Consider the following 23,776-nt stretch of genomic DNA (forward strand, 5'->3'; position numbering starts at 1 on the left):
TTGCGCTTACCCTGTCACCAGGATCAGTTTTATCCTAACTTTATCCACTGACTAACACAAAAAAAAAACATTTAACAATTAATTAAGAAAATTAGCAGTTAATTTCTTGCGATTACAAAATAAATCATCTATTCTTTTATTGAAAGCAACCATTAACACCTTTCTGCATCCCTAAGGATACCTCACTATGTTTGTCACAGAATCAACAACAAAAAACAACTACTTTAGCTCTCTTCCAGATGACTTATTCGGAGCTATTGAAGACCTCAAGAAGGAGCTAAATGCAGTTATTTTAGTTCACTACTATCAAGAGCCTGATATTCAAGATATTGCTGACTATTTGGGTGACTCTTTAACTTTATCTCGCCAGGCTGCTACTACAGATGCTGATGTGATCGTCTTTGCTGGAGTCCATTTCATGGCAGAAACTGCCAAAATCCTTAACCCTAACAAGTTAGTATTATTACCTGATTTAAATGCGGGTTGCTCTATGGCTGATGGCTGTCCTCCCGAAGAGTTTGCTGCTTTCAAAGCTGCCCATCCTGATCATTTAGTAGTGTGTTACGTTAATTGCTCTGCTGCGGTTAAAGCAATGAGCGATATTATTTGTACCAGCTCTAATGCGGTAGATATTGTTAATCAAATCCCAAAAGAGCAGCCAATTATTTTCGCTCCTGATAAAAACCTTGGTCGCTATGTCAGCGAACAAACAGGAAGGGATTTAGTACTTTGGGATGGGAGTTGTATGATTCATGAAATTTTTTCGGAAAAGAAGATCGTACAACTCAAAATTGAACATCCTCAAGCAGAATTTATTGCTCATCCCGAATGTGAAGCTCCAGTGTTACGCCATGCGGATTACATTGGTTCAACGAGAGCTTTGTTTGAGTATAGCCAGGCAAGTGCTGCGGAGAAATTTATCGTTGCTACTGAACCCGGTATTCTGTATCAAATGGAAAAGCATATGCCCCACAAGCATTTTATTGCCGCACCAGCAACGACCTGTGCATGTAATGAATGCCCTCACATGCGGTTGAATACTTTGGAAAAATTATATTTGGCAATGAAAAATCGGGCACCAGAAATTACTTTACCAGAAGACATTCGGGTTGCTGCACTCAAGCCCATGCAACGGATGTTAGAGATGTCAGCGCAGATTTCCGCTGCTAAACAGATGTTGTCCAGTGTCTAAATCTTAGAGGATGTTTGAAAAAGTCTGTTAAGGATTGATTTTCAAACATCCTCCGATCTAAGCATGACTCAAATTAGATATGTTCTTACCTTAAAGTAATCATGACATTACCGCGATGGGAGAATCAATCTTCTTCCTCAAAAGACGCAGCTTTACTTTACGATTGGCGCATTTATAGTATTCGTCAAGCCCTTAAGCAAAAAGGAAAAGCTACCGGAGCTTTAGAAATTCAAGACTTGCTAGATTTGGGTCATCTGGATCAATATCACTACTTTGGTAGTCAAGCTTGCGATCGCGCCATCAATTATTTATCGCTCAATCCCAACTCTCACGTTTTGGATATAGGAAGTGGTGTGGGTGGGCCAGCTCGATATATTAGCTATAAAACGGGATGTCACCTCCAATGTGTAGAATTAAGACAGGACTTTAGTGAAATTGCCCAAGAACTCACCCAACGGATGGGACTCGATCAGCGCATCCAATACCTTACTGGCAATGTTCTCAGTTCCGAAATCATCGATGCCCTGTTACCCAATTCATTTGACAACATCATTTCATTTCTATCCTTATTACACATTGAAGAGCGTGACAAAGTCCTTGAAATTTGTTTTCGAGCTTTGAAGGAAAATGGCTACATTTACGTTGAAGATTACGTGGCCAATTGCACCCTGACCCCAGAAGTAAAAACCACTCTAAAAGAAGTGTTTAAATCTTCTTACGTGCCAACCCGTGAAACCTACCGACAGCACTTCGAACGTGCAGGGTTTACTGACATTTGTTTCATTGATTTAACAACCGGATGGCAACGTTGTATAAAAGAACGCTATCAGAAATTCATTGAGTCCAAAGAAGAATCAATCAAACTCTTCGGTGAAGACATTTTTGAGCACCGCAGTCGATTGTATCGAATTGGTCGGGATATGCTTCAAGGGGGTAGCGTTGGTGGAGCATTGATCACTGCTAAAAAACCCTGTGCTCCAAAGATATACCAATTACCAGACACCTATTTCGACCCTTTAACCTCTGTTTACAATGAGCAATACCATTTCTTTCTCGAAGACGGCTCTCTCCTTGCTCTCAGACATTTTAAAACCAAAACCCTTGAGCATTACTCCGCTTGGTGGAGTGACATTCATGGCAATTCCAGGGAACTGATTAATACTTCAGAACAAAAAAGCTCAGCTGAGCATATCTCTATCAAAAAAAACGATCAAACTGGAACAATTTGTTTACCAGAAGCTAATCTGGAAGTGCAATTTGAAGTAACGACCCAATTCACCTGGGGTGTTCCTGGTGAAGAAAATCAGCGTGATGTTATCCATCAGCCACAACTTGAATGCATTGTCCATACAGATAATGGCACTCAAAAAGCGCAAGGATATTGCAAAATTTATGAGGGAAATTATCCTAGGTTTTGGGGCTACCATTTTGTTTATGCACTCTTCCCTAATTATGGGATTATTTGGAGTGCTGAGGCCACATTTGGTCAAGAAAGAAACAATCATTTCAATTTCCTGAATACTTCCAAACTAAATACTTACGAACTGGAGACTTCCCAAACAGAAAAGCAAATATTGTTACGCGGGGAAAAGTCTTATCATCGCCAAACAAGTGCTCATGCCAGCATTCAAAACAGAATGTATGACTTGATATTCGATAGAGCCTTTGCAACTTGGTCAAGCATTCTGCGAAATCAAACATCCACGATGGAAAGTAACCTCAGCTTGGAATACAGGGAAGCCATTCTAACAATAGATGACCAAGAAGTGAGCAAAGGAGTTTGCTTAAAAGAATCTTGTTTTGGCACAATTGTATAAGGGCAAAACTATGCAAGACTCTCAAATTTCTCTCTGTAATTCCTCAGAATTGCCAAATATTCCCTCCCAGTTTGATATCCTAATTATTGGCTCTGGTGCAGCAGGACTCTATGCTGCTTTGTCTTTGCCTTCCTACTTGCAAGTGGGCTTAATTACCAAAGATGCCCTGAAAACGGGAGCAAGTAGCTGGGCACGAGGCATTGCTGCGGCGATCGATCCGTCAGATACTCCATTGTCCCATTGGGAAGACACCCTCAAAGCTGGGGCAGGTCTTTGCGAACCAGAAGCAGTCAAACTTTTAGCTGATCATGCTCCTGGTGCGATCAAGTCCCTTCTAGAAATGGGAGTCAGCTTTGACCGCCACGGTCAGAAACTCGCCCTGGAGCTAGAAGCGGCACACTCTCGTCCTCGTGTGCTCCATTCTGGTGAAACGACTGGAAAGGTGCTGATTGATGCGCTCACGGCTCAAGTTTTGGAACGGGAAAACATTCAGGTGTTTTCCCAGGCGTTTGCCTTGAGTTTGTGGCTGAATGAAGCAACAGGTAACTGTCAGGGGGTGAGTGTCCTCTATCAGGGATATATCCGCTGGGTTAGAGCTGGTAGAGTGGTCTTAGCCACTGGCGGCGGCGGTCAAGTTTTTTCCCACACCACAAACCCCACGGTCAGTACTGGGGATGGGATTGGTCTGGCTTGGCGTGCAGGAGCCTTGATCCGAGATCCAGAGTTTTTTCAGTTTCATCCGACGGCGCTAACAGTAACTGGAATCCCCCGTTTCTTGGTTACTGAAATTGTGCGGGGGGAAGGGGCTCATTTAATCGATGCCCAAGGACAGCGTTTTGTGTTTAATCATCATCCTGATGGAGAGCTGGCACCCAGGGATGTGGTCAGTCGGGCAATTTTCTGTCACTTACAGCAAACGAAACCCGATCCCTATTGTGTTTATCTGGATTTGCGACCCATAAAAGCCCAGAGGATGCGAGAGCGTTTTCCTAGTATTATTCAAGCCTGTCAACAGTGGGACATCGATTTGTTTACACAGCCCATTCCTATTGCTCCTGTGGCTCATTATTGGATGGGGGGAGTTGCGACGAATTTGGAGTGTTGTACCTCCATCGATGGGCTATATGCTGTCGGTGAGACTGCCAGTACAGGAGTTCATGGTGCTAATCGTTTAGCTAGTAATTCACTACTAGAATGTATTGTTTTTGCTGCTCAATTGTCCCAGCTAACGGTTAACTCCAAGGTTAATGGTGGTGATGATATGGGATATCAATCTCTGCCAGTAAAGCAGGAACAACAGGATTGGAATAACGAGATGGAGAAGGTTAACTCAATCAGACAAAATGTCCCTAAACTCATGTGGCAAAGTGCTGGTATTTCTCGCTCTCAAGGAATACTTGAAGATGCGATCGCACAACTAAATAGTTGGCGTTCTCAACTCACTGATTTGAATATTATGGGATACTTAATCAACGGGACACCCAACCAAACAGTGCAATTAAACTCTGATCGAGCTGAGCAGCACCTGAGGCTAGCTGCAGAAACTCTCAATTTGACCGATGTTGCTTATTTAATCTTGAAAAGTGCGGCTTGGCGCACTGAAAGTCGAGGCGGACATTACCGGAGCGATTATCCTCAAACCTCTGATGATTGGTTATTCCATACCCTAATTCAGGGAGATTGTTGGCATAAGTCCGGCAAGATTACCAATTAAACTGAGTTGGAAAGAGATGAGCCAAAAAATGTCAGCATTCAGCTATCAGCTGAATGCTTACCCGGGGAGAGGTTACTATGGAGTCATTTTCAAATGCAATTTTGGATCTTGTGCTGCCCAACCCCCAGGGGAATTCAAACGAACCTCAAAATGTAGATGGGGTTGGTCAATGTCAGGATTTCCGGTAGTCCCTACTGTCCCCAATAACTGTCCAACATTAATCTGCTGACCTGGACTGACAGTAGTACGGTTTAAGTGAGCATAGCGGGTTTGGCGTCCTCCCTCATGATTAATCACTACCAAATTGCCATAAGTGTCTTGTGGTCCAGCATAGGCAACGATACCGCTATCAGTGGCAACAACCTGAGTACCTTCCTGTGCCAGTAAATCTACACCAGCGTGAAACTTCTTTTCATCCTCACCAGCCTCTTGCCGCCAGCCGTAATCGAGTCCTATCCGTGCCACATTTGGTAAGGGATAATTAGTCAATCCAGTGTAGCTATCTACAGTCGGAGTTTCCCTCGTTGCTGTGGGAATACCTATGCCAAGGGAATTTAACCCTGGGATAAAGGCTTGCTTAGAGGGTTTTTTACAACCATTTAACTCAAATAAAACCGCAGCACGGACACCGTAGGCGTCTGCTAAGTCTTGCCAAGTGGCATTCAATGGCACATTCACCAAGATGCCATTGAATGGCGGAATCAGAATCTCTTGCCCCACTGGCATTGACTTCCGGTTTAAGGCTCGATTAAATCGAAGTAGTGTAGCTTCCTCAAGGTTGTATTGGTTGGCAATACTCTCGACGGTTTCACCTGCAGCCACTTGGTGGCGAGTTAAGCGAGAGAGCACTGGCGGTGGACAAATATCCTCTATAGTTGTGTTTTGAGTTACTGTGTTTTGTGCCTGTTGTACTGTTTGTACTGTCAGAGTTGTTCGCGTAGCGTGGCCTTTTGGCCAAGGTTGCAGGTTAGCTGCTTGAAGTGTGGAATTTGTGAAATTTAACTGGCTTTGCGTTCGCTGAAAGCGGGACGAAGTCCATCGCCAACTATCATCTACAGATAAAGAACTAGAATAGGAATCAGTTGTTCCCAAGTTTGAAGTAGCAACAGTTGGGGTCACTAGCCAAAAAATTGTAGAAACAATTGGGAGCCAGCGCACTAAATTCATTGTTAACGATTGATTCATAGGTCAAGACTAGGGCACAGGTAAACGGTTTCAACTTTTAGACATGAAGCTCTCCCCACCTGGCAAGCCGTTCGCGTAGCGTCGGGCTTTGCCCGAGGTGGGGGTGTCCTATGCTAATCTGGAGCTACCCTAGCCCACAGATCACAGAGACAAGCCCAGCTTCTAGGCGGTCGTCCAGAACTTTTGCTGGAACGACCCTCACCGTCATTTCTGCGGGTGAGTTTAAACACACCTCTAGCACCGATGTTGTAAGCACCATTTAAGTCTGCGTTGAAGCGCTTACCTGAGGGGAAGGTTGCTAAAGAGTATTTTTTTGAATTACGTTTAACCGTCCCAGAACCATCGTAGGCAAGTTTTGAGGTGTAAGCCGCCACAACCTCTATTACCTTTCCGCCTAATTCAGCCCATTTCATTTCAGTGAAATTGCGAATTTTTGCCTTCAGCCATCCGTGAAACCTTTGTCGCAGGTTAGACCGCTTGCGTCCACCTTTTGGTTTCCATCCTTTAAGATTCTCGAATACGATGGCTTCAGAGTTGAACTGTTCGGCAATCTCAACAATCCTTTTGGAAACAATATGGCCGATTTGATGGTTAATTCTTCGGCATTTATCATAGGTCAAAGAGCAGAATTCTTTGTGAAGTTTTCCGCCTTTACCCATAGTTTTAGATGCCCTCATGGATACGGATTTTAGTCGCTTGTCCCGACGGTCTATGTCTCTCCCAGGGTGGATAAAATACCGATGGATTACAGTGCCGTCATGGGCTACGACTGCTATTGTTGCGGTGGTATTTATTCCTAAATCGACCGCTGTAACATTGGCTTTTGGTTTTCTCTTTTCTGGCTTACATGCAAACGGAACAGATAGGTGGCAATATCTCTCATTGCATACCAACGAAGGAGACATCATTTTATTGGTTGCCACTAGGTGACGCTCTCTTAAACCGGTGATTTGAACTGTAGTCCAAATCCAATCAGAACCATTGAAAACCTTGATTTCGATTTGGTCATAACCATGCAGCTTGTAGCATTGTCCCTTGTAAAGAGCAGGGTAGCAGCCAGTGTCTGCATTTAGTCTTGGAGGCTTAGCATTCCTTCTTTTTCTGTTGCCCGACTGCCACTCCCGATAACGAGTAACAAAGCTACTAACCTGACCAGCAGAAAATGCGATTCGGCGTAGCCGACGCTTCGCGAACGCAGCCCGACGTAAGTAACTAGGAAATTTGTAAAAGGTTTTATTAAACTGAGGATATTTAACATTAGGGCGCTTAGCCGTTTGATGCATTAATCTCTCAACGGCAGGAGTTAGCTGATCTGCTGTTAATTCCCCCAGTTCAGACCAGTGGGTGTAAATAATACCAACCAAGTACTGACAAGCGCGGCGATATGCCTTAACCGTTTCCCCTAACAGTACTTTTTGATCTGGGGTCGGATTAAGTTGCCATTTGTCAGTTCGTATAACTTTGGTCGGCGCTTTCACTGGTCTAACAAACTCTATTACAGTTAATATTTTAGTCTATAAAATATTGGACGACAATCAAATTATCAGTGTTCCAGGTTTTTAGCTGTTGTTGTTGGCGTGGACTAACCCCCGGAGACGAAACCTTAAATAGTGGAGCCTTAATCACTAATCCTTAACCCTTTTCTGCATAACCTTCCAACTATAAAGGCTCCACTATTTTACGGTAACTTCAAAACCTGGACGTTCGCGTAGCGTGGCCTACGGCCAGGTGGGGGAATGCATCTCACGTCTTGTTCAAGCAAACAACCTAACCTTCGGGAATGGCTATGGTTTGAACTTTCCCCGTTCGCGTAGCGTGGCCTTTTGGCCAAGGACTTCCCTCAACCCTCTAAAAGAGTAAACCTTCAACTATTAAACCTTCAACTATTCAACCTTCAACTATTCAACCTTTAGAGCACTCTTAAAATACTAGGAATACTATCCACTGCCTCTAGAGTCCGAATTTCATCTAGAGCCTGTCGGAAGTTACCTTCACGCACATCATGAGTGACGACCACAATCTCTGCTAAGTTTCCTTGGAAACCAATTTGCACCACAGATTCTAAACTGACATGATGTTTGCCAAAACTGGTGCCTAAATGCCCAATTACACCAGGATGGTCTTGACTGAGGAACCGCCCATAAAAGCGGGTGACCAGGTCTGAAATAGGAGCAACAGTACAATAGTGCTGATGAGCACAACTAAGTAGAGGATGTAGTTGCTTGGCTTCCCGATCGCTTTTGAGGACAGCAGCAATGTTTAAGATATCCGACACTACCGCACTGGCTGTCGGACCAGAACCTGCACCAGGACCAGAGAAAATCACTTGTCCAATCGGTTCGCCTTCTACCACAATCCCGTTGTAAACATCATTGATACTGGCAAGGGGGTGAGTTTTGGCAACAAGGGTAGGATGTACCCTCAGCTGAATAGTTTCAGACTTTGGGTTATCCCCAGTTGCCATTGGGTCTCGCTTGGCTACAGCTAAGAGTTTAATTACAAACCCCAGTTTCTCAGCATAAACAATATCTGCTGCACTGACCTGACGAATCCCTTCACAGTGGACATCAGATAAATTAATCCGTCCTGCAAAAGCAATAGAAGCTAAAATAGCAATCTTGTCAGCGGCATCTAATCCATCCACATCAGCAGTAGGGTCAGCTTCAGCATATCCCAACCGTTGCGCATCAGCCAGAATATCGCCAAATTCTCCCCCTTCCCGTTGCATCCGGGTCAGGATGTAATTGGTAGTACCGTTAACAATGCCAGTAATACTGTGAATACGGTTCACTCCCAATGCCTGTTTTAGGGGTTGAATTACTGGGATACCCCCCCCAACGGCTGCTTCTAACATGACGTAGACTCCAGCCTCTTCCGCCGCCGCAAAAATTTCATCCCCATAGCGGGAAATAACGGCTTTATTGGCAGTGACAATATGTTTACCTTGGGCAATCGCCTTGAGCATAAGCGATCGCGCTGGTTCTAATCCTCCCAGTAGCTCTACTACAATATCTATCTCTGGGTTGGTGACAATCTCTTCTAGGTCGGTTGTTATCAACTCCTGTGGTAGTTGCACTTCTCTGGGCTTATCACGCGATCGCACTCCCACCTTGGCAATTTCTATCCCTTGCAGTAGTGGGTTTCGTCCAGCTGTGTCGAGTAAAATCTTTGCTGTCCCTGTACCAACGGTCCCTAATCCTAATAAACCAATCTTAAAAGCCACAATATTTATCCTGAATCTATTGCTTGCCAAACATGCGATCGCGCTTAGTGCAGATCGCGAATCTTTTTCAATTCTGGCCTACTTTCCGGTTGTTCGCGTAGGGTGGCCGAAAGGCCAAGGTTAATCCGTTTAAGGTTGATCCGTTGAAGGTTGAAGGTTGATCCGTTGAAGGTTGAAGGTTGATCCGTTGAAGGTTGAAGGTTAATCCGTTGAAGGTTGAAGGTTAATCCGTTGAAGGTTGTTCGCGTAGCGTGGCCGAAAGGCCAAGGTTGAAGGTTGTTTCGTGCAACCGGCCAATCGGCTAACCGGCTAACCTACCAACCTGCAACCTGCCAACCGGCTAACTTGCCAACCGTCTAACCCAGGTATAAGGGTTTCATAGTTCAGGGCGTTTTAGTTAATTAGTTTTCTAATTAACTAAAATCGGTGTTATTTATTTTTTTAGTTGATAAAGGTTTCATCATTTAGATGGGTTTGCCCTGGATTTATAGGTCAACCAAATAGAGTAAAATTATTTTTTTTAGCATCATTTTTTTGTTAAGCTATTGTTTATTTAAAATAAATCTAGCGTTTATAAATAAATTGTAAAAAGCGATTACCGTTTTTTTCATTACCCAAAATACCTCTATAGTTGATTAACTTTTGCCTCTTGCCTCTTGCCTCTTGCCTTGACCTAAGGGAGTATGTTCACCTATGAAATACAAAGGCGCTTATCAGCTTCACTGCTTACCTCACCATTGCCATTAGCATCTTTGCTGATATCCAAGCAGATTAGGTTTTGTTGACCTCTTTAATCTCCTCTGTGCTTGAGGCTGAAGCCCCTTTGCTGTCCCGCCTTACTTCCTAGAAGACGGGGATAGCCGCGTTCGGGTTATTATTTATTTTGGTTAACTATGAATTTACTAAACACTTAAAATAATAAATGACCTCAACCCCATCAATCAAAGATAATAATCGCGTCTCCCTGACCGATATAGACATGCCTCCGACGCTGTTACTCGGACCAGGGCCATCTAATGCCCATCCCTCCATATTAACAGCCTTGGGACTGCCCCCAGTTGGTCACCTGGATCCCCGTTTCATCGCACTGATGAACGAAGTGCAAACCTTACTCCGCTACGCTTGGCAAACTGATAACCCGATGACCATTCCCATGAGTGGGACAGGTAGTGCGGCAATGGAAGCTACTCTAGCCAATGCAGTAGAACCGGGTGATGTGGTTTTAGTTGGGGTTAATGGTTACTTTGGACACCGACTCGTGGATATGGCTGGTCGTTATGGTGCTGATGTCCGTAAACTAATGAAGCCTTGGGGGCAAGTTTTTACCCTTGATGAAATCCGAGAAGGCTTGGAAACTAATCGTCCTGCTGTTTTGGCTTTGGTTCATGCTGAAACTTCAACGGGTGCCCGTCAGCCCCTTGAGGGTGTGGCTGAGTTGTGCCGAGATTTCAATTGCTTGCTGCTGGTTGACACAGTCACCAGTTTAGGTGGAGTGCCACTGTTTATTGATGAATGGGGCATTGATCTTGCCTATAGTTGCTCCCAAAAAGGGCTTAGCTGTCCACCAGGCATTTCCCCTTTCACCATGGGAGCTCGTGCCCTCGAAAAACTCCACCAGCGTCGCACCCAAGTCGCTAATTGGTATTTGGATGTATCGATGTTGAGCAAATATTGGGGTGACGAGCGCACCTACCACCACACAGCTCCAATTAATATGAATTACGCCTTGCGCGAAGCGTTGCGGTTGGTTGCTGAAGAAGGACTAACCGCTTGTTGGGAACGGCATCAAGCTAATGCTGAATTGCTTTGGGAAGGTTTGGCTGATTTGGGTCTAGAATGTCACGTGGAGCAAGAATTTCGTTTGCCTACCTTGACCACGATTCGGATACCAGAGGGGGTGGATGGCAAGGCAGTTACCCGCAAACTGCTGGATGATTACAACATGGAAATTGGTGGCGGCTTGGGTGAATTAGCTGGTAAAGTCTGGCGCATTGGTTTAATGGGTTATAACTCTCGGCGAGAGAATGTCGAGCAAGTGTTGGATGCTTTAAAGGAGGTTTTACAGGATTCTAAATAAAACATAATGGCAAGGGATTGGTAAGGGATGTAACAGATGGGGTGCATCTTGTTTGTTCAGAAATCTGGTGATTAGCTTATAGCTGACTGCTGATAGCTGAATCATTACCCTTGCCAAGGGGAAAAATACCACAAAGGGTGAAATGTTAAAAATTTCATAAGAACCAGAGCGAGAGGATAAAACGTTGCTCGGATTATGGAATTTCATGATTCATCAATTGAAAAATAGGTAAATAGTCAAAAAAACTATACTTTTTGACTATTTACTCGTCAAATCATCCTGAAAAAGGATTAAGGATTTAATTCAAGATTTTTTTCAGCATTTATTTACCATTATTTTATTAAAAATGCTACAATAATAGTTTAAAATTTTAATAGTGGCGAGTTCAAGCAACTCAAAATGATCTATGCTATACAGGTTCAGTAATAGTTAAAGGAGAATTGATAATTGTCTCGTCGCTATTTATTTACCTCTGAATCGGTTACCGAAGGTCATCCTGACAAAGTCTGTGATCAGATTTCTGACACTATCCTAGATGCTATGCTCGCTCAAGATCACCAAAGCCGTGTTGCGGCAGAAGTGGTCGTTAACACCGGTTTGGTATTGATTACTGGTGAAATTACCTCCCAAGCCCAGGTTAATTTGATTGATTTGGCGCGGAAGAAAATTGCTGAAATCGGTTATACAGATGCGGACAATGGTTTCTCTGCCAACAGTTGCTCTGTTTTAGTTGCTCTTGATGAACAATCTCCTGACATTTCCCAAGGGGTGACTACTGCCCAGGAAAGTCGGCAGGAAATGAGTGACGATGAACTGGATGCTATCGGTGCAGGGGACCAAGGTCTGATGTTTGGCTTTGCCTGCAATGAAACTCCAGAACTGATGCCCATGCCCATCAGTCTGGCTCATCGGGTTTCTCGCCGTCTGGCAGCTGTACGTAAAACTGGTGATTTATCTTACCTGCGTCCTGATGGCAAAACCCAAGTCAGTGTGGTTTATGAAGATGGCAAGCCGGTTGGGATTGACACGATTCTGGTTTCCACCCAACACGATGCCACTATTGGTGATATTACCGATGAGGTAGCTGTCCAGGCAAAAATTAAAGATGACTTGTGGTCAGCAGTGGTGGAACCCTGTTTCCAAGATATCGATATTAAGCCGGATAACAAAACACGCTTCCTGGTGAACCCGACAGGGAAATTTGTGGTTGGTGGTCCCCAAGGTGATGCAGGTTTAACTGGTCGCAAAATTATTGTAGACACCTATGGTGGTTACTCACGCCATGGTGGTGGTGCTTTCTCTGGCAAAGACCCCACTAAGGTAGACCGTTCCGCTGCCTATGCCTGTCGCTATGCAGCTAAGAATATTGTGGCAGCAGGTTTAGCAGACAAATGCGAAGTCCAGCTGAGTTACGCGATTGGGGTGGCTAGACCAGTGAGTATCCTTGTAGAAACCTTTGGTACTGGTAAGGTGGACGAGGAGATTTTGCTGGAATTGGTCAACAAGTATTTTGAACTGCGTCCTGCTGGCATCATCCAAACTTTCAATCTGCGCGGATTACCCGCACAACGGGGTGGTCGTTTCTATCAAGACACGGCAGCTTATGGTCATTTCGGGCGTACCGATTTGATTCTGCCTTGGGAAGAAACTGATAAAGCAGAAATCCTTAAGGAAGCTGCTGGTAAATCTGGTGCTGTATCGATGGCATAAACTAGTACTTGGTCAATGTACTTTTGAGGGTTAAGTCAAGGTGTTAGGTGTTAGGCATTAGGCTTTAGGGATTAGTTAAAGCCTAATGCCTAGTGCTATTAAGCCGTAAGCAATCAGCAATCAGCTATCAGCTATCAGCAATCAGCTATCAGCTATCAGCTATCAGCTTTTGTGAATAAGCGATGCAGCGCGGTCTTGGGGGTTTCCCCCATGAGCGACTGCATCAAGACAACAGGTAACCATTTGTTTAATCTGAGTTACGTCAGCCTAATGTAGATCGCTGACCACTGACCGCTGACCGCTGACCACTGACCACTGACCGCTGACCGCTGACCGCTGACCGCTGACCGCTTAATGCTGACCTAATACCTAATCACCTCTCTAGGGTTTTTGCTGATTATCCCCTTTCTTAGTTTCAGCAGCTTTACTGGGTTGAGACTGTTTTTTCAACTGAACAAAAAGTTGAAAGCGGGTACGATTGGGGTCGATTTTGGCAACCGTTAAGCCGATGGTATTAATTGCCTTTGCTAAGGTTTCTTGCTCGGTTGGTAGTTGGGCGATATTGAGATTACTGCTGTTGAGGGTACGCTCAACATCAAGGAAAAATTGACCAGTGTTGGGATTAGGTTTGGTTGGTACGGTGTTTTGAAACAGAGGTGCTTGAATTAGTGTCTTTTGGGGTTGAGGGACCACTTCACTAGCAATGGGGGCTCCTAGGGTGAAGAAGACTACATTCCCTTCTAACCAGCCGTGGGTAGCATTTACCCCTCCTAGAGTAGCTGTCCAGCTCACCATTGGTTGACCGTTCACCTGAGTTTCTACTACGGGTAACTGATAACTATTAGTGATTAAGTCATCCAATTGCTGTAGAGTTGCTTGAGCACTAGAGCGATCGCTTACTTTTACCATCAATGCTATCCCAGCTCCTAAGGGAGCAGAGTAAGGGTTATCCTGAAGCGCCAGTTGTTCGGGAGACATTGGTATTAAGGCTAGGGCAAACTCCCCTTCCATCCAAGATAGTAAATCCTTTTCCCAATCCAAGCCTAAGGTGGTTTTCAATCCAGCTTGGAAATTGTCTGGGGAAATGGGCATTAAAGTATTTAATGCTCCTTGTTCGGTATAGTATTGCCAAAATTGTCTGATGTTACCCCCAGATATAATGGCTAGGGTACTCGCTGGCATCCGTCTAGGCAAAAAAGAACCGCTAGTTTCGTTACTGGCCTTAACAGTGCTTCTGGGTTTGACCCAGGAAATCCCTTCAAAACTTATCCCCTTTGGTGCTAGGGTTACTGTTGTGACTATGTCTTGCTTTAAGGGTTTAGCTGCTGTTGTTTCAGGCTGCTCCTGGGCATCAGCGGCTACTGCGGCTAAAAAAGTTGGTAGATTAATATACAACTGAGCAAAGGACTGATCAGTTTTAATCTGAGCGATCGCATCTTGGTAGCCAGACTTACTAGCTACGGAAATAGCTCCTTTGTAGGTGTCAATCACCTGATCAATAATTTTGGGGTTTTCACTCACTACTAGAAAACGCCCCAGCACTGCTACTGAGTACTTTTGGGAGTTACTCTTGTTGGTTTCGTAAATCTGAATACCTCTGTAGGTTCTCTCAACCCACTGTTTCCCTGATTGAGACTTGGCTTTTTTGAACAGCTCCATTGCTTCGGTTAGTTTGTCAATGGGTAGTACAATCAAACTGGGAAAAACTGATTGATCGTTTGATAAGACTGCTGGTGATAAATCTCTAGGGCTAAAGTATGCTAGGGTAACTTCTTGACCCAACCAAGGTTTGATATCTTGCTGATAGTTGTAGCCGTTAGCAGTTAGTAAATTTTCCTGCAACTGAGCAAGCTGTTTTTCCAAAACTTGTCGAGATTCAGTTGTGCCATACTTTAGCAACTGTTGCCATTGTTTGGAGTCTGTAGAAATTGATGCGGTAAAAAAGGCATTTTGCGGAACTAACTGGGTACTTACTTGAATATTTGGTTGTAAAATATGCCGCCGCACTAGCAACCAGTAAGCGGTTACTCCACCGCCTACTACCAAGACGGCTGCTGCAAAAATTAGCAGTAGAAAAGATTTCTTGTTTTTGGTCATGGATTTGATTGCTAGGGACATGAAGATAAGAGCTTATATCTCTGTGTGACCGTTGAATATGATGAAAATTGGTTGTTCGTAAATTACCAATTAGTAATTACCAATTAGCAGTAATTACCAATTATTAATTAACAGCCATGGGTTCAATCATATTAGAAGTAATTAACTTGACTTGATCTTAGGTGTAGATCGTATCTCGTTGCTGATAAGGACGCCCAAGGGATTGAATGGCTGCTTGTAATGTTTCTACTTCCATACAGGTACCCCCCATAGCTCCGGCCATGGTGGTGATATGCTCCTCCATTAATGTGCCACCAATATCATTACAACCCCATTTAAGGGCATCTGTCGCCCCAGCAAGACCAAGTTTTACCCAACTGGGTTGGTGATTTTTAATCCAGTTCCCTAGGAAAATCCGAGCTACAGCTGTGAGTAATAGAGCATCTTTCAAGACCGGTTGATCCCGTCCAACACGATGGCGTAATGGTTTCGGGGCTTCCTGTCCGACAAAGGGCAGTAAGATAAATTCAGTGATTAAGCCAGGGTATCCCTGGTTACAGGCTTTTTGTTGAAGCGATCGCAATTTTTCCAAGTGTGTCATTTGTTGTTGGGGTGTCTCAATATGACCCGAGAGCATGGTACTGGTTGTGGGCATTCCCAGTTGATGAGCTGTTGACACAATCTCTAGCCAAGTGGCGGTATTGGTCTTTTCTGGACAGAGAATACGTCGGACATCATCATCTAAAATCTCTGCTGCTGTTCCTGGCATTGAACCAACACCAGCCTCTTGTAGTTGAGCAATTACCTGAGCATAGCTAAGTCCATCTTGCTCAGCAATAAATTGCACTTCCTGGGGAGAGAAAGCATGGAGATGCAGCTGAGGAAAGTCTTGCTTAATGGTTTTTACCAACCCTAGGTAATAGGGCAAGGTTGACCCATTCATCTTTGCCTTGGGGTTGAGTCCGCCCTGCATGCAAATTTCTGTAGCATTCCGCCGCACCGCATCCGCTGCCTTTTGATGAATTTGCTGCCAATCGAGCCAATAAGCACCCTCGTCAGAGGCATCCCGCCGAAAAGCACAGAAACTACAGTGCTGGGTACAGATATTTGTAAAGTTGATATTACGGTTGATAACATAGGTAACGGTATCCCCGACTTGTTTATAGCGCAACCGATCCGCAGTTTCTTGAATTGACGCTACGGCCTGAGGTTCAGTTTGCTTCAAAAGCACAACCCCTTCATCGGGTGATATATCAACACCCCCTAAGGCACGGTTGAGAATAGTATCAACACTAGTGGTAATCACAGGCATATTCAGTAAACCTACACTCAGTAAATCTACAATGATCGCAGCGATCGCAGTTGAACACCTCCATGGTGTAGCCGGAAGGTGAAAATAACTTAGGGGCTAAAGCCCCCTGTTTCCATATATTTTGTCTGTCATCTATTTCAATTCCATTGGCAAGTCTGCTCCTTTGCTGATTGAGGTTACTATTGTTGAAAACTTTCCTGAGAAGTCCCTGGTTTCACCCCCTGTTGCTATTGTGTTGGATTGCTATTGGCAGTGTTTTACGCTTCACTAACCTCACCCTGAAGTCCCCCTGGACCGATGAATTTGCCACAATAGTGTTCAGCTTGGGCAATAGTTATCAAACCTTACCCCTAGACCAAGCCATTTCCCTCTCTACCCTGTTACAACCACTGCAATTTAACCCAGAATCGGGAGCATCAGCAGTTATTCATCATTTATTCACTGAGGATCACCACCCTCCCCTATATTTTGTCCTCGCGAACTGGTGGATGAGGCTATTCTCCTTCGGTGTACAGGCGTTTGATGGAACATCGTTACAGGATAGCGACTTAGTAATTTGGGGGATGCGATCGCTTCCCGCCCTCTTCGGTATAGTATCAATTCCAGTAATCTATGGACTGAGCTGGGTAGGGTTTCGTTCCCGGTTAGTCGCTCAACTAGCAGCAGCAATTATGGCTGTGTCTCCCTACGGTGTTTTTCTAGCCCAGGAAGCCCGTCATTACACCTTAGCCATTTTGTGGGTGATGGCATCCCTGTGCTGCTTAGTTATTGCTGTACAACATCTTCAACGCCAGACTGTTCTACCAGTTTGGATATCCCTGTTTTGGGTAGTGGTTAATTGTTTAGGTATAGCAACCCACTATTTTTTTCTCCTGACCCTCTGTGCTGAGGCCATGGTTTTATTAGGACTTTGGGGATTAGCCAAAATTTCTCCTTCTCGACCCTCTCCCATCCGGCGCATTGGTGCAGTTGCGGCAGGTAGTGCCATGGGAGGATTAGTTTGGTTACCGGTGTGGCTATCGAGTTACGATGCTCAGATGACTGAATGGATTATCAGTAGCAGTGAAGGGAGTTGGGCTTGGACCAAGCCAATTTTTCAAGCTCTCGCTGCTTGGATTACCATGTTATCTCTATTGCCCGTGGAGTCATCTTCCCTGATAGTGGTCATGGCTTCGGGTTTGGTGATGTTGGTGTTTCTAATCTGGTTGCTCCCGATACTCTATCGCTATCTAAAAATACAACTAAATCACCCTCAGACTGGTTTGGTCACAGGGGTTTTAGGGAGTTTCTTGATTAGTGCGATCGCATTATTTTTTGGTATTACTTACTGCCTTGGTACTGACCTCACCCGTGGTGCTCGGTATAGTTTCGTTTACTTCCCTGCTGTGATTGTATTAGTAGCAGCCGCCCTAGCCGTGAGTAACCCTCACCCTTCAACAGCAAATCCCACTAGACTTCTTGCAGAAGTCGGGAACAGGGAACAGGGAACAGGGAACAGTGGACAAGAATTGACGCAAAGCGATGCAGTCGGCCAAAGGGGGTTTCCCCCAGGAGCGACTGCATCAAGAACACTATCAGAAAACTACTTTTGCAAGAGGTCTACTGAGTATAGTAGCCATGGGATCCCAAAAACTATAGCGCTAGTTTTGTTAATGGGGTTTTTGAGTAGTATTACCGTAGTCAGCAATCTAGGCTATCAAAAATACTATCGTCCAGATTTATTGGTACCCATAATCGAACAACAGTCATCAGTACCGATACTAATTGCTACTACTCACAACACCTTGGTACAGACTGGTGAAATGATGGGACTGGCTTGGGAATTCCAACAGAAGGCTGATCAAAAACTATCTTCAGTAAATCCCCAATTTATATTGGCACATCAAGACCAAATTCAGTGCCAGCAGACAAATTGTCCGGCTGCTATCACTCTTAAACAGACTGTCGCTGAGCTGTCAAGTACCCTAGATTTATGGTTGGTGAATTTTAACGCAACAGTGGAAGAGTTACCCAATTGTTCTGCTGAAGATTCTGTTAATAATTTAATAACCGTGGATGGTTACCAAGCTCAGGTTTATCACTGTCTTAGTCCTAAGGATTCAGCTGTCAGCTATCAGCCGTTAGCCGTCAGCCGTCAGCCGTCAGCTTATTTTATTCAATAGCTGATAGCTGATAGCTGATAGCTGATAGCTGATAGCTGATAGCTGATAGCTGATAGCTGATAGCTGATAGCTGATAGCTTACACAAAATATGCCATAGTATCTTTTGTACCAAACTTTAATTAAACCAACCCCCATGAGCATCGCCCCCCTAACCTGGCAAGAACTAGAAGCTCTGACGGATTTTAAAATAGATACCGTTAAGGGAGCTACTAACGCTCAATCCTGTTTGCGCCTATTTGGTTTTAGTGAATCTGATATTCGGGTTACCCTATACCGAGATAACCACGCTTGGTGCCCTTACTGCCAGAAAATTTGGCTATGGTTGGAAGAAAAACAGATTCCTTATCGTATCAAAAAAGTCACCATGTTTTGTTATGGTAAGAAAGAAAGTTGGTACAAGCATAAAGTGCCATCGGGGATGCTACCAGCCCTAGAGCTAGATGGTAAATTGATCACGGAAAGTGATGACATTTTAATCGGATTAGAACGGGTTTTTAAACCCTTAGAGCAAAGCATGAAAGACCCCGCTGTCATAAACCTACGGCAGTTGGAGAGACTTCTGTTTAGAGCCTGGTGTACTTGGCTGTGCTATCCTACACGTTCATCTAAAGAAGAGCAACATCACCAAGACCAATTTATTAAAGTGGTGGGGATGGTGGAAAATGCCCTCAGTCGCACTCCAGGTCCTTACTTTCTGGATCAGTTCGGTACTGTTGATGTGATTTTCATGCCTTATGTCGAACGGATGAATGCCAGTCTTTATTACTACAAAGGCTATTCTCTGAGGGAAGAAAATCCCCGATTGGCAGCTTGGTTTGAGGCCATGGAAACCCGACCTACCTATCGTGGCACACAGAGCGACTTCCACACCCATGTCCATGATTTGCCTCCCCAGATGGGGGGCTGCTGGCCAAACGATAAACCCCAGACGTTAGTCAATCAGGCACGGGTGGACAATGGTCCTTGGGAAGGGCTACCGGATGTAACTTACCCAGAACCGGAAACTTCCTGTACTGAAGCTCTCCAACGAGTGCTTAAACACCGCACTAATATCATTCGAGTTAACCCCGCCGACGAAACCTTGTTTGATCCAGCCCTGCGTTGTGCCTTGACACACATGATTACGGGGGAAACCTGTATGCCACCGTTGGGTTCAGATCCTGCTCTTAGATATTTGCGCGACAGAATTAGTGTTCCCCGGGATATGTCTATCTATGCTGCTAAGAGGCTCAGAGAGTCTCTGGAAAAAACTGCCTCTTTAGTAGGAAATGGTCAAGGTTCTGCTATTCCCATCCGTCACCGACGTGACCAAGATCCAGCTAATTTTGCCAAGATGATGTAGAGTTGCGATTAGCCCGAAGGGCTACGCTACGCGAACGCACTAACTTTATCCAGCATATTAATCGTAGGGTGGGCAGTGCCTAGCAACCCGATGGCTAGCTTGGTGAATCTGCCTGATCCACTGCCCACCCTAGATCTACTTGATATCAGTAGGGTGGGCAGTGCTTAGCAACCCGATGGCCAGCTTGGTGAATCTGCCTAATCCACTGCCCACCCTACATCTTGATATCAGTAGGGTGGGCAGTGCTTAGCAACCCGATGGCCAGCTTGGTGAATCTGCCTAATCCACTGCCCACCCTACATCTTGATATCAGTAGGGTGGGCAGTGCTTAGCAACCCGATGGCTAGCTTGGTGAATCTGCCTAATCCACTGCCCACCCTACATCAAGCTCAATACAAATACAGGGTTGTATAGTAAAAAAGTGATTAATCGTAGGGTGGGCAGTGCTTAGCAACCCGATGGCCAGCTTGGTGAATCTGTCTGATCCACTGCCCACCCTACATCAACTACATCAATACAAATACAGGGTTTTATAACAATGAAAACTAAATCGATGAATGGGGATAAGTCCCAACGAGCGAACAGAAAGAATCATCTAGCAAAAGCAGATAGCAAAAAGAAAGATAAGAAAAAACTAAATAAGAAAAAACTAAATAAGAAAAAACTCAAGAAACAAAAGAAGGCCAATATACCCAATTCAGAACGACGAGTATTCTACCACATTTCTGAGGCAGAAGGTAGCTCTAAACTTCCCAGGAAAATTTATGAAAAGGAGCTTGCCCGTCTGCAATTGGAACTGGTGAAAATGCAATACTGGACTAAGCATACTGGGACCCGGATTGTGATTGTGTTTGAAGGACGTGATGCAGCGGGTAAGGGGGGCACTATTAAACGGATTACCGAACCCCTAAATCCACGTGGCTGCCGAATTGTGGCATTGGGTACACCGAGTGATCGGGAAAAGACCCAATGGTATTTCCAGCGCTATGTAGCTCATCTGCCCGCAGCTGGTGAAATTGTCTGTTTTGACCGCAGTTGGTACAATCGCGCTGGGGTGGAGCATGTGATGGGTTTTTGTACCGATGCACAGTATCAGGAATTCATGCAAACCTGCCCACAATTTGAGCGGATGTTGGTCAGATCTGGCATAATTTTGCTGAAGTATTGGTTTTCAGTTAGCGATGAAGAGCAAGAGCGACGCTTCCAATCTCGCACCACCGATCCCGCTCGTCGCTGGAAGCTCAGCCCGATGGATCTAGAATCTCGCGATCGCTGGGTGGAATATTCCCAAGCAAAAGACAACATGTTGGCTCACACCAATATTCCCGAAGCCCCCTGGTTCACGGTGGAAGCTGATGACAAAAAGCGTGCTCGGCTTAATTGCATCAGTCATATTCTGAGCAAGATTCCCTACGTTGATATGACACCGGAACCTCTAGAATTACCACCACGCAAAAAGGCTCCCAATAACTATGTGCGCCCACCTCTCTATGAGCAATTCTTTGTCCCCCAGTTGTATTGAAATTTGGGAACCTCCTAAAATTCAGGACTTAGGGGTTTCTTCCTGTATATTATTTCATTATCCTTTGGCTGATCAAAGAACTGATAACCATTCCGATAAGCTTCTCTAGGGTCAAGTAAATACTGAATCTTTTGTGATGTTTCTTCAATAGCATGTAGAATCCTGCCAACGATATCAGTTTGCTTAGCTTTAACTAGCAACAAACACTGATTAGGGTAAAAAACAACAATCAGCAAAGTATCTCTAGATTCCATCAATATTTTTTGGTTGTTTACCAGACTAGGTAAGCGGTTAATAGATTTGTGAAACTCGATTATTTGATCTGCTATTTTTAGAGTTTCAGTTTTATTTAATTCACCTATATATTCAGTAATTGGTAACTTTTTATAGAGGATAACTGCACCCACAATGTCATCATGAGCAGCTACTAAATCCCTAACAATGCTATCGTAATCTTTTGTTTTTTTTGACATATTGATTATGGTCATGGGATTAATTTTGATTAAACTACTCTAGCAAAGGGAACAGGGAACAGGGAACAGGTAGTAGGGAATATAGCATCAAAATTCTCTCAATTTATACACGGATTGCTATCTTGATAGTCTTGCTCGGTATCCGATCAAACTATGATCACATTATTCCTGAATCAATATGCTTTAGGATTCTAATCCTTCGGCTTTGTTTGTCTCTATAAAATTAAACTTATTTGCTTGTAAATCCTGTTATTTATTACCTTCATAACTGGCTGAATCCTATAAATTAATGGGTTTGCTTGTATCTACAGAACAGTGTGTTATATCATGTCGAGATAATTACCCTTAATAAAAATCTCCCCCATCTCCCCACACTTCCCACCCTCCCTCTAATTATGGGTATTTAACCTGACCTGATATTAATTATGTCTTTGCTGATTCCTCAGCGGTGATTGCTTGACATCTGCCTTAAACAAAAAGCCACTGTAGGCAGTCATACGGTGTTCGTGGAAATCTAGACCCTCAATTTCTGCTTTTTCTGTAACTCTCAGACTTGAGGAAAGTATGCTTTTAACTAATAACCAAGCCAGCCAGCTCAAGACAACCGTTGACAGATCTACAACAACAATGCCGAGTAGTTGAATAAAAAGCTGCCGGATACTATCTATTCCGCCACCACAGAATAGTCCGGCTACTGGACCATCACCAATACCATACAAAGCACCAGGTCCTTCACTGAAAAGGCCTAAAGCCAGTGTTCCCCAGACTCCACCGACAAGATGGACAGAAATAGCACCTACTGGATCATCAATTTTCATCCTGTCCCAGAAGTCTACTGAAAAGACCACTATTATTCCTGCAAGCAGACCTATGGTGAGAGCACTACCAATGGTAACGAATCGACAGGATGCGGTAATGGCTACCAAACCCGACAGTACTCCGTTAATAATCATAGTGGGGTCAGGCTTACTGTCAGGATCCCTTGGGTCAAACCAGGTAGTTAGAGCTGCGGCAATACCCCCTGCACAAGCTGCTGTATTAGTCGTGAGGACAATATGGCTAATTGCCTTGGGATCTAAATTCGTCGTTCCGGGATTAAAAATGGTTGAGCCGGGATTAAAACCAAACCAGCCCAGCCATAAAATCAAGCAACCTAGAATCGCAAGGCTGAGATTGTGTCCGGGCAGCCCATAGGAGACGCCATCTATATATTTGCCCTTGCGTGGTCCGAGAAGGTAAGCACCTACTAAGGCACAGCAACCCCCTACGGAGTGAACTACAGTTGAACCAGCAAAGTCCCAAAATTTTAGCCCTTGTAGCCAGCTTCCTCCTAGCCAGCCTCCTCCCCAAATCCAGTGACCTGTGATTGGGTAAATGATGCCCACAAGTAGAACGCTGAACAGACAAAACGCCGAAAATTTGATGCGCTCAGCCACTGCTCCAGACACAATAGTGGCAGCAGTTCCAGCAAAAACCAGTTGAAAAAAGAACTTGGCGTTGAGGGGTATACCAATATCTTTTAGTGAATAGAAAACACCGTTGTAGGCTTCTCCTATGGCTGGACTATTATCTAATCCCGAAAGGAAAAAGCCATTGAAACCTAAAACAGGGTTTCCATCACCAAACATCACAGCAAAGCCAACTGCCCAGTAAGCGGCTGTAGACAGGGCAAAAACAATCAGGTTTTTAGTCAAAATGTTGGCGGCGTTCTTTTGTCGGCAAAGACCAACCTCCAACATCCCAAAGCCCGCGTTCATGAAGAATACTAAACAACCAGTGAATATCACCCAGATAGTATCCACGGCAATTTGGAGAGATTCAAGAGTAGTCTTAAAAGGTGGATTCTGGGCTACTGCTACCTCGGCACACAACAGAATGATTATTGCGATTGAGGGCAAGCAAACTTTCCAGCTTTGCAGCCTCCAACCACTGGTACACCTTGACCTTTT

The 23,776-nt window shown here is 44.5% G+C and carries 16 protein-coding genes; 8 read left to right on the plus strand and 8 right to left on the minus strand.

Annotation, left to right across the window (positions count from 1 at the left end):
* Positions 1-187 precede the first annotated feature (187 nt).
* The 3 genes from nadA (at position 188) to nadB (ending at position 4,723) form a co-directional block, all read left to right on the plus strand.
* Positions 188-1,192 carry a quinolinate synthase NadA gene (gene nadA, locus F6J90_RS25850; protein WP_293100003.1) on the plus strand — a complete coding sequence of 335 codons (1,005 nt, stop codon included), beginning with the start codon at positions 188-190 and terminating at the stop codon, positions 1,190-1,192.
* A gap of 101 nt (positions 1,193-1,293) precedes the next feature.
* The gene (locus F6J90_RS25855) at positions 1,294-3,009 is read left to right on the plus strand and encodes a methyltransferase domain-containing protein (protein ID WP_293100006.1); all 1,716 of its coding nucleotides are present in this window, start codon (positions 1,294-1,296) and stop codon (positions 3,007-3,009) included.
* A gap of 10 nt (positions 3,010-3,019) precedes the next feature.
* Positions 3,020-4,723 carry an L-aspartate oxidase gene (nadB, locus tag F6J90_RS25860; RefSeq protein ID WP_293100776.1) on the plus strand — a complete coding sequence of 568 codons (1,704 nt, stop codon included), beginning with the start codon at positions 3,020-3,022 and terminating at the stop codon, positions 4,721-4,723.
* 75 nt (positions 4,724-4,798) lie between these two features.
* On the opposite strand, the gene F6J90_RS25865 is transcribed toward nadB, so the two are convergent.
* The 4 genes from F6J90_RS25865 to F6J90_RS25880 form a co-directional block, all read right to left on the minus strand.
* Positions 4,799-5,890, minus strand: coding sequence for a M23 family metallopeptidase (locus tag F6J90_RS25865; protein ID WP_293100009.1), 1,092 nt, complete (start codon positions 5,888-5,890; stop codon positions 4,799-4,801).
* A gap of 131 nt (positions 5,891-6,021) precedes the next feature.
* Complete coding sequence (locus F6J90_RS25870) at positions 6,022-7,386, minus strand: transposase (protein ID WP_293100012.1); 1,365 nt, start codon at positions 7,384-7,386, stop codon at positions 6,022-6,024.
* 200 nt (positions 7,387-7,586) lie between these two features.
* Positions 7,587-7,739 (minus strand): hypothetical protein, encoded by a 153-nt coding sequence (locus tag F6J90_RS25875; protein WP_293100014.1) that lies wholly within the window; start codon positions 7,737-7,739, stop codon positions 7,587-7,589.
* A 78-nt stretch (positions 7,740-7,817) separates the two neighbouring features.
* On the minus strand, positions 7,818-9,131 hold the full coding sequence (locus tag F6J90_RS25880) for a homoserine dehydrogenase (protein ID WP_293100016.1): 1,314 nt from the start codon (positions 9,129-9,131) through the stop codon (positions 7,818-7,820).
* A 922-nt stretch (positions 9,132-10,053) separates the two neighbouring features.
* Between F6J90_RS25880 and F6J90_RS25885 the strand changes: the two genes are divergently transcribed.
* Positions 10,054-11,208 carry an alanine--glyoxylate aminotransferase family protein gene (locus F6J90_RS25885; protein ID WP_293100018.1) on the plus strand — a complete coding sequence of 385 codons (1,155 nt, stop codon included), beginning with the start codon at positions 10,054-10,056 and terminating at the stop codon, positions 11,206-11,208.
* Positions 11,209-11,655: 447 nt separating this feature from the next.
* Complete coding sequence (metK, locus tag F6J90_RS25890; protein WP_293100021.1) at positions 11,656-12,918, plus strand: methionine adenosyltransferase; 1,263 nt, start codon at positions 11,656-11,658, stop codon at positions 12,916-12,918.
* A 381-nt stretch (positions 12,919-13,299) separates the two neighbouring features.
* Here the strand turns inward: metK and F6J90_RS25895 are convergent, their stop codons facing one another.
* Together F6J90_RS25895 and cofH are read right to left on the minus strand one after the other, a co-directional pair.
* Positions 13,300-15,015 (minus strand): DUF3352 domain-containing protein, encoded by a 1,716-nt coding sequence (locus F6J90_RS25895; protein ID WP_293100023.1) that lies wholly within the window; start codon positions 15,013-15,015, stop codon positions 13,300-13,302.
* A gap of 178 nt (positions 15,016-15,193) precedes the next feature.
* Positions 15,194-16,327 carry a 7,8-didemethyl-8-hydroxy-5-deazariboflavin synthase subunit CofH gene (cofH, locus tag F6J90_RS25900; RefSeq protein WP_293100026.1) on the minus strand — a complete coding sequence of 378 codons (1,134 nt, stop codon included), beginning with the start codon at positions 16,325-16,327 and terminating at the stop codon, positions 15,194-15,196.
* A gap of 185 nt (positions 16,328-16,512) precedes the next feature.
* Between cofH and F6J90_RS25905 the strand changes: the two genes are divergently transcribed.
* The 3 genes from F6J90_RS25905 to ppk2 all read left to right on the plus strand — a co-directional run bounded on the left by F6J90_RS25905 (position 16,513) and on the right by ppk2 (position 21,354).
* The gene (locus F6J90_RS25905; RefSeq protein ID WP_293100029.1) at positions 16,513-18,489 is read left to right on the plus strand and encodes a phospholipid carrier-dependent glycosyltransferase; all 1,977 of its coding nucleotides are present in this window, start codon (positions 16,513-16,515) and stop codon (positions 18,487-18,489) included.
* Between the two features lie 134 nt (positions 18,490-18,623).
* Positions 18,624-19,832 carry a glutathione S-transferase family protein gene (locus F6J90_RS25910; protein WP_293100031.1) on the plus strand — a complete coding sequence of 403 codons (1,209 nt, stop codon included), beginning with the start codon at positions 18,624-18,626 and terminating at the stop codon, positions 19,830-19,832.
* A 538-nt stretch (positions 19,833-20,370) separates the two neighbouring features.
* A complete protein-coding gene (ppk2, locus tag F6J90_RS25915; RefSeq protein ID WP_293100034.1) occupies positions 20,371-21,354 on the plus strand; it encodes a polyphosphate kinase 2 in 984 nt (327 codons plus the stop codon).
* 14 nt (positions 21,355-21,368) lie between these two features.
* Here the strand turns inward: ppk2 and F6J90_RS25920 are convergent, their stop codons facing one another.
* Together F6J90_RS25920 and F6J90_RS25925 are read right to left on the minus strand one after the other, a co-directional pair.
* The gene (locus F6J90_RS25920; RefSeq protein ID WP_293100037.1) at positions 21,369-21,827 is read right to left on the minus strand and encodes a hypothetical protein; all 459 of its coding nucleotides are present in this window, start codon (positions 21,825-21,827) and stop codon (positions 21,369-21,371) included.
* A gap of 419 nt (positions 21,828-22,246) precedes the next feature.
* On the minus strand, positions 22,247-23,725 hold the full coding sequence (locus tag F6J90_RS25925) for an ammonium transporter (protein WP_366513857.1): 1,479 nt from the start codon (positions 23,723-23,725) through the stop codon (positions 22,247-22,249).
* Positions 23,726-23,776: the final 51 nt, after the last annotated feature.

The sequence above is a fragment of the Moorena sp. SIOASIH genome, from assembly GCF_010671925.1.
Lineage (GTDB): Bacteria > Cyanobacteriota > Cyanobacteriia > Cyanobacteriales > Coleofasciculaceae > Moorena.